Annotated in this window: 15 protein-coding genes and 1 riboswitch; of the genes, 4 read left to right on the forward strand and 11 right to left on the reverse strand. The window is 62.0% G+C overall.

Annotated features, from left to right (window positions below):
- Window positions 1–16: 16 nt before the first annotated feature.
- A complete protein-coding gene (locus tag E8A46_RS09840; protein WP_291559931.1) occupies window positions 17–1,255 on the reverse strand; it encodes an MFS transporter in 1,239 nt (412 codons plus the stop codon).
- A 148-nt stretch (window positions 1,256–1,403) separates the two neighbouring features.
- Window positions 1,404–1,571: a hypothetical protein gene (locus tag E8A46_RS09845; protein WP_291559933.1), complete on the reverse strand. Its 168-nt coding sequence runs from the start codon at window positions 1,569–1,571 to the stop codon at window positions 1,404–1,406.
- A 260-nt stretch (window positions 1,572–1,831) separates the two neighbouring features.
- Between E8A46_RS09845 and E8A46_RS09850 the strand changes: the two genes are divergently transcribed.
- Window positions 1,832–2,098, forward strand: coding sequence for a hypothetical protein (locus E8A46_RS09850; RefSeq protein ID WP_291559935.1), 267 nt, complete (start codon window positions 1,832–1,834; stop codon window positions 2,096–2,098).
- A gap of 106 nt (window positions 2,099–2,204) precedes the next feature.
- On the opposite strand, the gene E8A46_RS09855 is transcribed toward E8A46_RS09850, so the two are convergent.
- The 3 genes from E8A46_RS09855 to E8A46_RS09865 all read right to left on the reverse strand — a co-directional run bounded on the left by E8A46_RS09855 (window position 2,205) and on the right by E8A46_RS09865 (window position 5,166).
- Window positions 2,205–2,483, reverse strand: coding sequence for a hypothetical protein (locus E8A46_RS09855; RefSeq protein ID WP_291559937.1), 279 nt, complete (start codon window positions 2,481–2,483; stop codon window positions 2,205–2,207).
- Window positions 2,484–2,717, reverse strand: coding sequence for a hypothetical protein (locus tag E8A46_RS09860; protein WP_291559939.1), 234 nt, complete (start codon window positions 2,715–2,717; stop codon window positions 2,484–2,486).
- Between the two features lie 211 nt (window positions 2,718–2,928).
- On the reverse strand, window positions 2,929–5,166 hold the full coding sequence (locus E8A46_RS09865; protein ID WP_291559941.1) for a TonB-dependent receptor: 2,238 nt from the start codon (window positions 5,164–5,166) through the stop codon (window positions 2,929–2,931).
- Between the two features lie 111 nt (window positions 5,167–5,277).
- Window positions 5,278–5,479, reverse strand: a riboswitch (cobalamin riboswitch).
- A 149-nt stretch (window positions 5,480–5,628) separates the two neighbouring features.
- Here E8A46_RS09865 and E8A46_RS09870 point away from each other — a divergent pair.
- The 3 genes from E8A46_RS09870 to E8A46_RS09880 all read left to right on the forward strand — a co-directional run bounded on the left by E8A46_RS09870 (window position 5,629) and on the right by E8A46_RS09880 (window position 8,316).
- Entirely contained in the window at window positions 5,629–6,672 is a 1,044-nt protein-coding gene (locus E8A46_RS09870) for an iron ABC transporter permease (RefSeq protein WP_291559944.1), read from the forward strand.
- Window positions 6,669–7,451, forward strand: a complete 783-nt coding sequence (locus E8A46_RS09875) for an ABC transporter ATP-binding protein (protein ID WP_291559947.1) — start codon at window positions 6,669–6,671, stop codon at window positions 7,449–7,451. Before E8A46_RS09870 ends, E8A46_RS09875 begins: the two co-directional genes overlap by 4 nt.
- 118 nt (window positions 7,452–7,569) lie before the next feature.
- Window positions 7,570–8,316 (forward strand): ABC transporter substrate-binding protein, encoded by a 747-nt coding sequence (locus E8A46_RS09880; protein ID WP_363251449.1) that lies wholly within the window; start codon window positions 7,570–7,572, stop codon window positions 8,314–8,316.
- Between the two features lie 108 nt (window positions 8,317–8,424).
- Here E8A46_RS09880 and E8A46_RS09885 read toward each other — a convergent pair whose 3' ends face one another.
- The 6 genes from E8A46_RS09885 to soxY form a co-directional block, all read right to left on the reverse strand.
- Window positions 8,425–9,465: an MBL fold metallo-hydrolase gene (locus tag E8A46_RS09885; RefSeq protein ID WP_291559949.1), complete on the reverse strand. Its 1,041-nt coding sequence runs from the start codon at window positions 9,463–9,465 to the stop codon at window positions 8,425–8,427.
- A 117-nt stretch (window positions 9,466–9,582) separates the two neighbouring features.
- Window positions 9,583–11,331, reverse strand: a complete 1,749-nt coding sequence (gene soxB / locus E8A46_RS09890; protein WP_291559951.1) for a thiosulfohydrolase SoxB — start codon at window positions 11,329–11,331, stop codon at window positions 9,583–9,585.
- Window positions 11,332–11,417: 86 nt separating this feature from the next.
- Complete coding sequence (locus E8A46_RS09895; protein WP_291559972.1) at window positions 11,418–11,729, reverse strand: hypothetical protein; 312 nt, start codon at window positions 11,727–11,729, stop codon at window positions 11,418–11,420.
- Window positions 11,730–11,752: 23 nt separating this feature from the next.
- Window positions 11,753–12,613 carry a sulfur oxidation c-type cytochrome SoxA gene (gene soxA / locus E8A46_RS09900; protein ID WP_291559954.1) on the reverse strand — a complete coding sequence of 287 codons (861 nt, stop codon included), beginning with the start codon at window positions 12,611–12,613 and terminating at the stop codon, window positions 11,753–11,755.
- A complete protein-coding gene (soxZ, locus tag E8A46_RS09905) occupies window positions 12,613–12,924 on the reverse strand; it encodes a thiosulfate oxidation carrier complex protein SoxZ (RefSeq protein ID WP_291559956.1) in 312 nt (103 codons plus the stop codon). The genes soxA and soxZ overlap by 1 nt, the downstream gene beginning before the upstream one ends.
- A gap of 30 nt (window positions 12,925–12,954) precedes the next feature.
- Window positions 12,955–13,378 (reverse strand): thiosulfate oxidation carrier protein SoxY (soxY, locus tag E8A46_RS09910; protein WP_291559958.1); only part of this gene is annotated, 424 nt, incomplete at its 5' end.

The following is a 13,378-nucleotide window of genomic DNA, read 5'->3' on the forward strand; positions in this document are numbered from 1 at the left end:
CCGCTCTGGACGGTCATCACGGGTGCATCATCCTCGCATCGGACGCCGCCGATCTCTCTTGCGGGCCTTGCTCGGTTGCGAGTGCGAGCAGGACCGTGAGGACCATGAACACGACCGAAGCACCGAACACCCAATGCGGCAGATTCTGGTCCATGATCCAGCCGAACAGCAGCGGGCTGATGATGCCGCCGATGTTGAAGCCGGTAGAGACGATGCCGAAGGCCCGCCCCGCCGCCCCGGCCGGCGCCGCGTTGCGAACCAGCATATCGCGCGAAGGGGCGATCACGCCTCCGAGGAATCCCGCCGACGCCATCGCCGCCGTCAGCAGCAGCAGCGGCAGACTCACCGTTGCGATCAAGAATACGATCGCAGCATTCACGGCAAAGCAGGCGGCGGCCACTTGCCCGTGACGCGTGGTGTGGTCGGCGAGAAATCCGCCCGCCAGCACGCCGATCGCGCTGGCGCCCAGAAACGCCGTCAGCGCGATATTGGCGGCCGGGAATGTCACGCCGTAGCCGCTCATCAGCGCAACGACGCCGAAATTGCCGATGCCGGCGTTGGACAGGCTGAGCAGCATGAAAAAGACCGTCAGCACGATCAAGGCGGGGGTGATGACGTTTTGCCGCGGCGCGTCTGTGCCGGCCACCTGGCGGTCCGCCGCGCTTGCATCGGGAATGCCGACGACCAGGAGAAACAGCGCGACAAGCGGTCCCACCGCGCTGGTGACAAGCAGCGCGCCATGGCCTCCCGTCGTTGCGACCAGCGCCGCCACGGTCGCGGGCGCCACCGCGCCGCCAACGTAACCGGCGAAGGTATGAATCGAAAAGGCTCGGCCCATGCGCGCCTCATTCATATGAGCGGACAGGATCGCATAATTGGCCGGATGATAAACGCTGTTGGCTAGTCCCAGCAGCACGGCGCTGGCGATCAGCCACGGATAGCTGAGATGCAGGCCGAGCATGATTAGGGCGAGGCCGCCCAGCGTCAGTCCCATCAGCAGGATCTTGCGGGCGCCGATATGATCGGCAAGGTAGCCGATCGGCGCCTGCGTCAGGCCGGATGTGACGGCGAACACGGTCAGCGCGAAGCCAAGTTCAATATAGCCGACGCCGAGTTGCTCCTTGAGAAAGGGGAACAGCATCGGCAGCACCAGCATATGAAAATGACTGACCCAATGGGCCGTCGAAATCGCCACCAGCGTGCGCAGTTGTTCGTCTGTCTTCGCTTGTTGCGGCGCGGCCAGAATGTCGGCCATCTCCGGTTCCTCTCTTTAATGGCGAAACTATCGGCTGTGTTGGTTATTTGTCCATGAATAGAGCTGCATGGCAGCCCTCAAAACGCAGCCGGAAGCGCGATGCCGGTCCAATTGTTCGCAAGTGCCGCGATGCGGGATTTTCAAAATATCAAAGCGGCTGGTCGTCTTCGCCGTAGCGATCGCGCTTTGGCGTGGCGATGTCGCCATCCTCGATGTCGTCATCCTCGGCGGTCGCAGGCGGCGATTTTCTCGACGACTTCTTGTATTTGCCGTCATCCTTGCCGGGAAGTTCGCGCTTTTTGCCTGTTCCGCCCATGGCACTCCCTTTGATCGGTCGGATCGGTGTCTCCGTCCAATCGTCCGGTCACGTTTGCGACATCAATCTCACCGCCTTTGAGGCGGTATATAGCCGCAACCGAACAATCTTTCCTGCCTTTTTCCGGCATTCAGCGTAAAGGGAGGCGCAGCCAGAGCATGATCCGGAACAGCGAGAACCGGTTTTTCGGAAGATCATGCTCAAGACAAACAGATGAGAGCATGGTCCGGTTTAATCGGATCATGATCCGGGAGCTACCGATGAAGAAGCCGAAAATCGAAGTGGAAGAACAGCAGCCACGCAAAATCATTCGCGCCGACAAAGCGCCGACCGAGGGCTATTCGCTTGTCGTGGACGGACACTTCAAATCCCACCACGATACGGTCGAGGCCGCCGAAGAAACCGGCATGGCTTTGAAGAATCAATTCCAGATGCTTCAGATTCAGGTTTACGACGCCGCGACCAAGACGCGATCGCTGATCCAATGGCCCGCGCCCGGCGCAGAGCACGACCCGAAGGTCGCCTGAGCCCGGGGGTAACCGGGGTTGCGTTGGGGGCAAATTTAGAGCGCTTGGCTGAAGGGCACTTGGCTGCAAAGAACTTGGCCGGATAGATCCGGTCAACCAGGAACGTTCAAGTGCGACGCCCGCCGCTTTGCTGTCCCGCCAGCCAATCAGACAGCGCCGGGCCCTTGTCTGCTGATTTCTTCGGCTTGGCGCGCGGCTTTTTCGGCGCCACGGCCGGAGGCTCGGCGGCCTCGCGCGCGAGCCGCAATGCCTTGAGCTTCGCCATGTTGTCGGTCACCGCCTTCAGCGCGGCGTCGCGCTCGGCCATGCCGGTCCTGGCTTCGCCCGCGGTGCGCGCGGCCTTGTTGAAACGCGCATCGGCGCGGTTGCGATCTTCTCTTGTCATTTAAGTTATTTTCTTCTTTTTGGGCTTGGCCTTGGCTTTGGGCTCCGGTGGTTTGTCGCGGTCTGCGGCTTCCCTCGCCAATCGCATCGCGCGCAGGTTCGCGGTCCGCTTTCGTATCGCGACGTCGGCGGCCGCGATCTCGGCCATGGCCTTGATGCCTTCGGCGTCCTGGGCAAGCTTTCGGTTCAATCTGATCTCTTTCAACTCGGCGGGGCTTTTCGGTTCGTCGTCCATCGGTTGCCTCAAGATTCACGGCGCGCATCATCGTGCGACGATCTCTGTCACAATCCTACCATGTCTTGGGCCACGGAAGGGGCAAATTTCGGCTGAATCCGCCCGGAACGGGGTCCGTTCCGGGCGGAATCTGCAATCGTGGTGAAGGACGCCGCCCCTTGCGTGGCCGGCATCAGACGGGCCGCGCAAGGCTCTAAACCGGGGGGTCCGATCAGAACGTCGCGCCAGCCTTCAGCAGGAAGGTGCGGCCCGGCAACGGATAGGCACTGAACGCACCCGGCGTGAACGCGCTCGCGATCGCGTAATCATAATACAGCACATTGAACACGTTATTCACGCTCAACGACCAGAAATATCTGTCATACGCGCCGCTCAGCTTGAAATCGGCCGTCGCGTTGGCCGGAATCACCGGCTGGGTGTTGGGCTGATCGTTATCCATGTGGCGGCTGCTCCAGTAGCGCACCGTTGCATCGGCCACGAGAAATTTTTGCCAGATATTCCAGCTGACGCCGGCATTGGCCGTGTAGTGCGATACCAGAGGAATATCATTGCCCGTGAAAGGGCCCTCGCGAAATATCGCGCGGGTATAGGCAAAACCGCCGCGCAGCAGCAGGGTGTCGCTGGCGCGGTATGTCGCGCTGGTCTCGGAGCCGTAACGGCGGGTTGGGTCCAGATTGTAGTCAATGAAATTCACCGGATCGAAGTGGATCTCGTTGGTGAGATCCATGTTGTAGATGCTCGACTGCATCTCGAACTTCCCGGCCTTGACCCGGAAGCCTGCCTCGATGTCGTTTGAGGTCTGGGTTTTCAGCATGAAGTTTCCAACATTGGCAGTGCCATCGGAGTTGAACAGCGGGCCGGACGCTACGCGCTCATCGACGTTCGGCGTGCGAAACGCGCTTGCGGCGCGTCCGAAGATCGTGAACACGTCATTAAAACGGTGCTCGATACCTACATGCAATGCGTGATTCGTTTCGACGCTATTGAGAGGCAGCGCTTGTGCGTCGCCAAAATATCCCGGTGCGTTTGGATCGAGAGTATCTCTCGCACCCACGCTCGTCTGCTGAATCCGGGCGCCATACGAAAAATCGGTGGCCGGAAGTATTCCGATAGTCTGTTGCCAATAGGAGGCAAGTGTTTTCTGAGACAGATCATAAACGTGAATTGGAGAAGTGCTTTGCAGCTCGCTGCGATTGGAGTGGAAGGTCGCATCGTAATAATCGATTCCGGTCAGGATGGTTGAGGGCAATCCGAACACCGGGTTTTTGATGCTTAGTCGGGGGGTCAGCGACCACGTCTGCAGTCTGGTGTCGACGTAGCTGGCGTTGAAGTCCTGCAACGGAACGTTGCCGAAGAAGCCCGCCTGCTGCCTTTTGTCCCGTACACCGCCGTCGACGATGAGTTCGGCGCCGTTCCACAACGTCTTGGTAAAGCCGGCGGTGGCGTTGGCACCCTGCTTGTTGCCAAAGTCGAACGGGGTGTCGGTGCCAGTGCGGTCGGTAGCGAGTTCATTGATGCCGGCGGATGGATTGACCCTTCTGCCGCCGGGGAATCCGAGCTGCTGATTGTCGCCGGAGACGTTGAAGAATGCCTTGAAGTCAGGCGTCGCATAGCGGATCTCGCCGAAGCCATTTTGTTGCGAGAGAGCGTTGTTGGTCCGATATCCGTCAGAGCTGATTCCATTTCCGAAGAAGGACGTTGACCAGGCTCCCTGGTTCGCCGTGGCGGAAACCGAGCCAAGGCGCTGATTGAATGACCCGACACCGGCTTCGGCGCGTATCGACATCGGCGCGCCGCCGGTGGTGGTCTTGGTGACAATATTGATGACGCCGCCGACGGCGTTGTCGCCATACAATACGGCGCCGCTGTTGCCTCTGGTGATTTCGATGCGTTCGATCGAATCGCGCGGGATGGTCGAAAGGTCGACGCCGGCCAGATCGACATCATTGAGTCTGCGGCCGTTGATTAGAATAAGCGTATTGGCTGTGGCGAAGGCGCCAAAGCCCCTCACGTCCACGTTGGTTTGTGCGCCGTTCACGCCGCCGTATAATGTGGTCAGTTGCACGCCGGGGGTCTGGGCAATGATCTCCTGCACCGTCTGGGCGGGCGAGCGCGCGATATCTTCTGCCGTGATCACAGTCGACGAAGCGCCGACGATGCCGTTGAATTGCCTGACGGCCGTCGTGTCGCCGGTTGGCGAGACGTTTGTGCTGGTTGCAGGAGACACATTCGGCACGACGCGGCGCGAGCTCGAATCCTGATCGGTTAAAGGTTTAGCCCGGGTCTGGCTCTCGTCACGCGGCGGGCTGATCTCAATGGGAGGCAGTTGGCCCGGCGATGCCTGCTGCGCGTTGGCGGCAGAAATACCCAGCGGGAGAACCGGCAGCAGGAAAGCTGACGCAAGCAGAAGCCTGCGACGCCGCGATGCGGCTTTGATGGTGGAAGACATGGTTGGACCTCGGTATGACGTCAGTGGCACGTCACAGCGAACCAAGTCCCACCATCGTGCTTGCGCACATCAGGTGAAGCTAATGCCTGTACTCCCCGACCGACATCTTCGCGTGTGACCACGGCTGACGGCAGGTCTCCTGGCTCGCGGGTCGTTACCCTTCGTCGCCTTCCCAGGACCGAGATTCCCAGTGGCATATGGCGAAGGATTCGCCGCTTACAGTTGCGGGGGCAGCCGCGGCATTGGAGAAATCTCTCCGCACCGCATTCCCTTTTGATCCCCAAAACAGGGAACCGTCGCGGCTATCTAGAATTGTGACGGGCGCCGAGTCAATGCCATCGTTCGGCCGCGCGCCGGCGCGCGTCGCGGGTACTCATTTTGTTCGCGGCCACGCTTGTGCCGAACCTTAATCATTGTATGAGCATTGGGCAGGGCGACGACGTCGCGGCCTGAGGACGATGGATGAGCATTCAGAACGTCATGGCGACGGTCGACGTTGCGGCGCGCCGGCGCGCCGGCATGACGGCAGCGCTCGTCGTTCTGGTCGTGCTGCTGCTGCTGGCCTCGCTCGGGATCGGTCCGGTGCGGCTGTCACCGCTGTCCGTGGTCGACGCCCTGTTCGGTGGCGGCAGCGACGTACAGCAGGTGATCGTCCGGGAAATCCGGCTGCCCCGCGCGATACTGGGATTTGCGATCGGCGCGATGCTCGGCCTTTCCGGCGCGGCGCTACAGGGGCTGCTGCGCAATCCGCTTGCTGCGCCCTCGCTGTTCGGCGCGCCGCAATCGGCCGCGTTCGGCGCGGTGCTGATCATCGCGCTCGGCCTGGCCGATGTCAGGTCCTATGCGCTTCCGGTTGCGGCGATCATCGCCGCCTTTGCCTCGGTTTTCGTGCTGCTGGCGATCGCAGGCCGCAACGCCGGCCTGCTGATTCTCATCCTGGCGGGCCTTGCGATATCGAGTCTTGCGGGCGCCGCGACCGCGCTGGTGATGAATCTGTCGAGCAATCCGTTCGTTGTGCTTGAAATTGCGTTCTGGCTGCTCGGTTCGCTGGACGACCGCAGTTTTCGCCATGTCATGCTGGCGCTGCCGTTCATTGCCGCCGGCGCGGTCATTCTGTTGAGCCAGCGCAACGCCTTCCGCGCGCTCAGTCTCGGGGAAGAGACGGCGCAAAGCCTTGGCGTCGATGTCGGCCGGATGCGGCTTTTGGTGATTTCGGGCGTCGCGCTTGGCGTCGGCGGCGCGGTCGCTGTATCCGGCACGATCGGCTTCATCGGCCTGGTCGCGCCGCATCTGATGCGGCCGCTGATCGGACACGATCCGGCGCGGCTGCTGATTCCGAGCGCGCTCACCGGCAGCGCGCTGCTGCTGGCAGCCGATATCGCCGTGCGGATCATTCCGTCAACCAGCGATATCAAGGTCGGCGTGTTGACCTCGATCATCGGCGTGCCGTTCTTCCTCTATCTCATCATGCGCGAACGGCGTGCACTCGGCGGAGGCGTCGCATGACGGCATCAGCCTTCCTCACCGCGCAGGGCCTCGGCGTGACGCTGGCCGGCCGTGCCGTGCTGCATGACGTCTCGCTCGCGCTGTCGTCGGGACATCTGGTCGCGCTGGTCGGGCCAAATGGTGCCGGAAAGACGACGCTGCTGCGCGCACTGGCAGGGCTTGTGCCTTCGACGGGCGCGATCCATGTCGGGGGCGACGCCCTGTTGGCGTTGCCGTTGCGCGCGCGCGCGCGGCGATTTGCCTATCTGCCGCAGGGCCACCTCGTCCACTGGCCGCTGCCGGCGCGGGATATTGTGGCGCTCGGCCGCTATCCACATGGCGCGACCGATCCCGCGCGGCTGACATTGAAAGATGCCGAGTCGGTGCTGCGGGCGATGCAGGCGGCCGATGTCGTCGACCTCGGCGATCGCCGCGTCACGGAATTGTCCGGTGGTGAGCGCAGCCGCGTGGCGCTGGCGCGTGTTTTCGCGGTCGAAGCGCCGGTGATCTTGGCGGATGAGCCGACATCCTCGCTCGACCCGCGCCACCAGATCGATGTCATGCAAACCCTGCGCGCTGCCGCCGACCAAGGCACGTTGGTGATCGTGGTGACCCACGATCTCGGGCTCGCCGCGCGGTTTGCGGACATGATCCTGGTGCTTTCGGACGGCCGCCTGGTGTCGCAAGGCGCTGCCTCCGAGGCGCTATCGGAGCAGGTGATGGCGGACGTGTTCCGGATCAGCGCCTACCGTGCGGAATATCAGCGCGAGGTCGTGATCGTGCCATGGGCGGAAATCTAGCAGGAACATGTTCATGCGCCTCGGAAATTTGTCACGATCGACCGTTGCAGTCTTGGCGATGCTTGGCGCCATATCGTCCGGGCCGGCACGGGCAGACAGCCTGCCGCGCATCGCATCTATGAATGTTTGTACGGACCAATTGCTGATCACGCTGGCAGATCCGGAGCAGATCCTCGGGCTCAGCCGCTACGCGCGCGAACGATTTGAATCTTTCGCGGCCGATGCTGCCGGCCGATATCGGATTCTTTCGGGCGGCGCGGAAGACATCCTGGTGCTCAGGCCGGATATCGTGGTGGCGAGCCTGTTCGACAAGCGATCGACGCGGGAGCTTTTGAAGGAGAAGGGACTTCATCTCGCTGAATTCTCCGTGCCCCGCAATCTTGACGAGGTGAGAGCCCAGATCCGCGAGATGGGTAACGTGGTCGGCCATCCCGATCGCGCGCGCTTGGAAGTCGCCCGGCTCGACGATGCGATCGTGCGGGCGCGTCAGGCCGTAGTCGGCAGGCACTACCGCGTGCTGCCCTTGTCCCGGCGCGGCTGGGTCTCCGGCAACGACAGCCTGCTGAGCTCATTGCTGGCCGAGACCGGACTTTTCAACGCGGCGGCCGATCTCGGGATCATCTCCGGCGGTTTTGCCTCGCTCGAAGCCGTCGTGAACCTGAAGCCCGATTTGATTGTGGTGTCGGAGGCCGGCGACCGCGCCGAGGATGATGGCCGCGCCTTCCTGTTGCACCCGGCGCTGGAGCGCTTCTATCCGCCATCAAAGCGCATCGTCATTCCCGACCGGTTGACGGTGTGCGGCGGGGTCATGCTCGCCGACGCGCTGGACGTGCTGGTCGAGGAGCTGAAGCGGGTTGAGCAGTAGAGGAAGACGCCTCACCCTGAGGAGCGGTCCAAAGGACCGCGTCTCGAAGGGCCGCGGGCTTTCGTCCTTCGAGACGCTTGCTGCGCAAGCTCCTCAGGACGAGGGAGTTCACCCCGTCAGCACCGGTCCGCCGGCTTTCTTCCAGGCGTCGATGCCGCCGGCGATATGCGCGGTGTTGGCGAGGCCCGCTTCGCTGGCGGCAGCCACAGCCATCGCCGAGCGCTCGCCGAAAGCGCAGAAGAACACGACGCGCCGTCCGGTCGCCGCCGCGACTTCGCGCAGCATCCCGCCGGGCTGCAGGCTTTCGCCGATAGCGGGATAGGGCGCGTGCAGCGCGCCCGGCAGCGTGCCGTGCTTGGCGCGCTCGCTGTTTTCCCTGAGGTCGACCAGCAGAATATCGGGGCGGCCCAGGCTGTCGATCGCCTCTCGGGCCGTGAACGACTGGCCCTGTTTGGCGAGATTTTCCTGATGCAGGCCGACATGCATGTTGGCCGGCACCGCGACATCCATCATCTTGGGGTTTGGCAGCTTCAGATTGCCCATCAGCTCGACATATTCGTCGACCGAGCGCACCTGCAGCCGAGGATTGAATCGCTTTTCCTCGCCGATGGTGGAGACGGTGTCGCCCTTGTAGTCATGGGCGGGAAACACCATGGTCTCATCGGGCAGCTTCAACAGCCGATTGAAGATGGAATCATATTGCGCCCGCGCGCTGCCGTTCTGGAAATCGGTGCGGCCGGTGCCGCGGATCAGAAGCGTGTCGCCGGTGAAGACCCGATCGCCCATCAGGTAGCTGTAGGAATCATCGGTATGGCCCGGCGTGTACATCACGTCGAGGGTGATGCCCTCGATCGTCACCTTGTCGCCGTCGGCGACCCGCATCGCCACCACGTCGGCCTTGGTCTGCTCACCCATGATGGTGACGCAGTGGGTGCGGTCGCGCAGTTCGCCGAGCCCGGTGACATGGTCGGCGTGCAGATGCGTATCGACGGCCTTCACCAGTTTGAGGTCGAGCTCGCGCAGCAGCTGGCAGTAGCGATCGACCTTCTCCAGCACCGGATCGAGGATCAGCGCTTCGCCGCCGGCCCGGCTGGCCAGGATATAGCTGTAGGTTCCCGATACGCTGTCGAACAGCTGACGAAAAATCATGACTGGCAGGTCCGCGATTTGATTCCCGATACTATCACGCCAGTCCGCTGCGCAAAGCGCCGGTCAACAGGACACAGCGGCGCACGGCCTCCCGTCTTCTGCATTGCGAAAAGGGCCTCATCCGCCTCCCGCGATCCCGGGATTGCCATCGACGCCCCTTAAGCTGACGCCGGCACTGCGCGCATCCGGCGGCTTGCCGGAGCCAAGATATCTGGCAAAGACGTCCCACACCGGCATTCCCGGCTGCTCGACGACCGAGGCCCAACTCGCCACCTTGTAGTTCCTGCCGGCCTCGATCGACCGGCCGCTATCGAGCTTGAGGTCGGAAATCCGGTGGCCGATATTTTCCGCCGGCGTGCAGCTATAGGTGAAGCCGCCGACCCGGACCATATCGCCGCCCTGCTGATAATAGGGGTCGGGATTGAACAGGTTGTCGCAGACGTCTTCGAGGGCATCCTTGATCTGGCTGCCGGTCATGCTTTGGAGGTAGGTTTCGGGATAGCTGATCGCGGTCTCGGACAGTAGGTCTTCCGTCGTCAGTGGCTGTCCCGGCAGAACGCACGAGCCCCAGCGGAAGCCCGGCGACAACGCAATCTCGGCATTCAATTCCGTGCGCAATGCCTCGCAGATCAATTGATCCACGGAGCCAAAGAAATTGCCGCGGCGATAGAGCAGGCGATCGGCGGTCGCGATCTTCCCGGCATAGGCCGAAGCGTGCGGCGCGCGCATCGTTTCAATCAGCGCCGCCATCGCCGCATCGGGCTTCAGCAATTCCGAGAATACCGGCAGCAGCCGGTATCTGACATCGCTGACCCGGCCTCTGGCGAGCTCGAGATCGAGCACGCCGAGGAATTTTCCGTTCGAGCCGGCATTGGTGACGAGCGTGGTGCCCCCTGCATTGGTCACGGGAATCGGTTGCGGAACGGCGTCGTGGGTATGGCCGCCGAGAATGACGTCGATGCCGCGCACCCGGCCGGCGAGTTTGAGATCGACGTCCATGCCGTTGTGCGACAACAGCACCACGGCGTCGACCTTGTCGCCGCCTCGCAGCGCATCGACCAGTCTTTGCAATTCCTCGTCGCGGATACCGAAGGTCCAGTTCGGGGTAAACCGCTTTGGATGCGCGATCGGAACATAGGGAAAGGCCTGCCCGATCACCGCGATGCGGTAGCCGCCGATCTCCCTGATCATGGCCGGCTTGAATACCCGTCCTGACGCGCGATCAAACGCCTTGGCGTCATTGAATGCGGCTTCCTCGGTCAGATAGACGTTCTGCGCCAGAAATTCGCCCTTGAACCGTTCGAGGTTGCGGCGCAGGGCGTCTTCGCCATAGGTGAACTCCCAGTGACCCGTCATCGCCTCGATGCCGAGCAGGTTCGCGGCCTCGACCATCCCGGCGCCCCGCGTGGCGTTGGCAAGCCCCGTGCCCTGCCACAAATCGCCGCCGTCGAGCAGCAGGGAACGTCCTGCGCCGGCATCGCTGCGCAAGCGCTCGATCAGCGTTTTCAGATGCGCAAATCCACCGAGCTTGCCGAAGCGAACCGCGGATTTCTCGAAGTCGAGGGACGTGAAAGCATAGGCGTCGGCGCTATCAGGCTCGATGCCAAATCGATCGAGAAAGGCGCGCCCGACCAGATGCGGCGGCCGTCCCTGCATGGCGCCAAAACCCAGATTGACGCTCGGTTCACGAAAATATCCCGGCAAGAGCTGCGCATGCGTGTCGGTGATATGCAGGATGCGCGCATTGCCGAAGCGTTCGATGTCGTAGACGCCGGCATTGTCGGCGCTGCGCGCGACAGGCGGCATTCCGCCGGAGAGCGCGGCCGTGCCTGCCAGTTTGAGAAAATCCCGGCGGCGGATTGTCATGCGAGGTCTGTGCGCCATTCGTCTCTTTGTTTGCGCATGATCTTTTCGGAAAGCCGGTTCCCACGTTTCCGGATCATGCGACAGGTTCAGCGTATTTCGAGAGCTTTCCAGGCTTCTTTCTCGCTTGTCGCCTGGAAAATCGATGCCTTGGCCAGCGCCTCGGCTTCCTTCGCCGACGCCAACGCCTGGTCGAAGTCGCCCTTATCGGCGGCCTTTTTGGCGTCGGCCAGAGCCGATGCCGTCACCGTCCATTGATTGCGCAAGTGGCCTGCTTCCTGTTCGGCGGCTTCGGCCGCGGCATAGGCAGCCCTGAAATCGGCCTCGGCGCCCGCGGCGGGCGCCGAGGCCGGGCCGGCGATCAATAACAGGGGAATCAGCGAGAAAATGGACATCCGCATCGGCGCTCTGGTTTTTGTCATGGTCATGGCCGAGCGCCTGGACCGGAAATCGGCAATCCGTTGCTGACGTAGGACAGATAATATTCGAGATCGCGGTATTCTTCATCCTGCGGATCGAGCGGGACGCCGCGAATTTGGCTGTTGCAGGTGGTGAAACGCCGGCTGATCGTGCCCATCCCACCCCATTCGGAACGGTAGATCGGCATCGCATTCAGGATGCCGAGCGCGGGTGCCAGCACTTCGGCGCGCATTCGCTCGCCGGGGTTCTGCACGTGGCAGGTGGCGCAGGAGAAATTGAGCTGGCCGCGCCTGGCATAGAAATAGCGCTTGCCGTTCTGGTAGGCCTCGAGCGCGCGCGGATCGTCGGGAATCCTGATATCAAACGGCTTGCCGCGGGACGTGAAGGCCATATAGGCGGTCAGCGCGGCCATTTCGTCCTCGACATAGGAGAGGGCCGGCTCGCCGTTGGCCTCGCGGCACCGGTTCAGCGCCAGTTCAAGCGTGACCACCTTGCCTTCCTTGTTGTCGAAATAGGGATAGTTTTGCCGGATGCCGATGCCCTGATTGGGAAAGCAATCGGCGTAGCCCTTGCCGTTGCCAAAAGGCATGGCGAACATCTCCTTGCCCATTTCGAGGGAGAATTCGTAAGGTGGGAATTGCTCCTTTTCTTCCCATTGCCGGTGCATGTCCTGGTTCAGCGCGTAGGGCCCGTTGACGAATTCCTCGAGTTTCACGTTGGGGAATTTCCTGACGAAGTAATTCCTGAAGGCTTTGGCGTCGGCCGCCGGGTCAGGCGTGTCGGCGGCGCCGGCTGGCGGCACGGAAAGCGCCAGTGCTCCGAGAGCAGCCAAGGCTAAGCGTAGCGGCGTCAAAACAAGAACCATTATTGAATCTTCACAATGGTGGTATCGGTCTCGCCCTTGTTGTCGATCCAGCTGACCTTCAGATCGTCGCCCTTGTTGCCGCCCTTGAAACTGAACTTGACGTAGGGGTCCTTGGAGACCGCCGTACCCCAATCGGCGACGAACACCTTCCGGCCGTCATATTCGAAGCTCAATTCCTGAATGAAATGCGCCGGGATGAACTCACCCTTGGCATCCTTGACGAAGCCGGAATCCATCGGGTGCTGGATCAAGGTCTGGACTTCGGTGGTCTCGCCGCCTGCTATCGCGCGCACGCGAATGCTCGATGCCATCGGGATTCTCCTTCACTCAAATCATGCGCTTTAGCCGCCGCAGCCGCCCACGGTCACTTTGACTTCCTTGGTGGCGCTATAAAGCTTGCCGCCGGCTTCCACGATCACGGTCACATTGGTGGTCTTCGCCATTTTGAGGCGATTGGCCACGTTCGGCATCGTGCCTGGCGGAATCCTGTAATAGGCCGCCAGCACGTTCGGATTTTCCGGAACCACAAAGGCAATCGAGGTCACCTCGGTGAGTGTCGTGCTGACGGATATCGGGACCACCGCGCCGTTCTCGGCGATTTCCGGCGCGTCGAGCTTGACCTTGTCGGAGGGTTCGGCGGTCCTGCCATAGAGCAATTTGATCGCCTCTTTCTCATCCTTTTGCCTGAATGCGTCCTCCGGATATCTGTCATTGGCCGCAGCGATGGCCTTGGTGCGGCTTAATGAGACAATGCCGAGGCTTGCC

The organism is Bradyrhizobium sp. (assembly GCF_004799445.1).
In the GTDB taxonomy this organism is placed as follows: Bacteria; Pseudomonadota; Alphaproteobacteria; order Rhizobiales; family Xanthobacteraceae; genus Bradyrhizobium.

Coding starts and splice junctions, on each gene's coding strand:
- E8A46_RS09840 (WP_291559931.1), bottom strand. CDS start 1,255: ATGGCCGACATTCTGGCCGCGCCGCAACAAGCGAAGACAGACGAACAA.
- E8A46_RS09845 (WP_291559933.1), bottom strand. CDS start 1,571: ATGGGCGGAACAGGCAAAAAGCGCGAACTTCCCGGCAAGGATGACGGC.
- E8A46_RS09850 (WP_291559935.1), top strand. CDS start 1,832: ATGAAGAAGCCGAAAATCGAAGTGGAAGAACAGCAGCCACGCAAAATC.
- E8A46_RS09855 (WP_291559937.1), bottom strand. CDS start 2,483: ATGACAAGAGAAGATCGCAACCGCGCCGATGCGCGTTTCAACAAGGCC.
- E8A46_RS09860 (WP_291559939.1), bottom strand. CDS start 2,717: ATGGACGACGAACCGAAAAGCCCCGCCGAGTTGAAAGAGATCAGATTG.
- E8A46_RS09865 (WP_291559941.1), bottom strand. CDS start 5,166: ATGTCTTCCACCATCAAAGCCGCATCGCGGCGTCGCAGGCTTCTGCTT.
- E8A46_RS09870 (WP_291559944.1), top strand. CDS start 5,629: ATGAGCATTCAGAACGTCATGGCGACGGTCGACGTTGCGGCGCGCCGG.
- E8A46_RS09875 (WP_291559947.1), top strand. CDS start 6,669: ATGACGGCATCAGCCTTCCTCACCGCGCAGGGCCTCGGCGTGACGCTG.
- E8A46_RS09880 (WP_363251449.1), top strand. CDS start 7,570: ATGAATGTTTGTACGGACCAATTGCTGATCACGCTGGCAGATCCGGAG.
- E8A46_RS09885 (WP_291559949.1), bottom strand. CDS start 9,465: ATGATTTTTCGTCAGCTGTTCGACAGCGTATCGGGAACCTACAGCTAT.
- soxB (WP_291559951.1), bottom strand. CDS start 11,331: ATGACAATCCGCCGCCGGGATTTTCTCAAACTGGCAGGCACGGCCGCG.
- E8A46_RS09895 (WP_291559972.1), bottom strand. CDS start 11,729: ATGCGGATGTCCATTTTCTCGCTGATTCCCCTGTTATTGATCGCCGGC.
- soxA (WP_291559954.1), bottom strand. CDS start 12,613: ATGGTTCTTGTTTTGACGCCGCTACGCTTAGCCTTGGCTGCTCTCGGA.
- soxZ (WP_291559956.1), bottom strand. CDS start 12,924: ATGGCATCGAGCATTCGCGTGCGCGCGATAGCAGGCGGCGAGACCACC.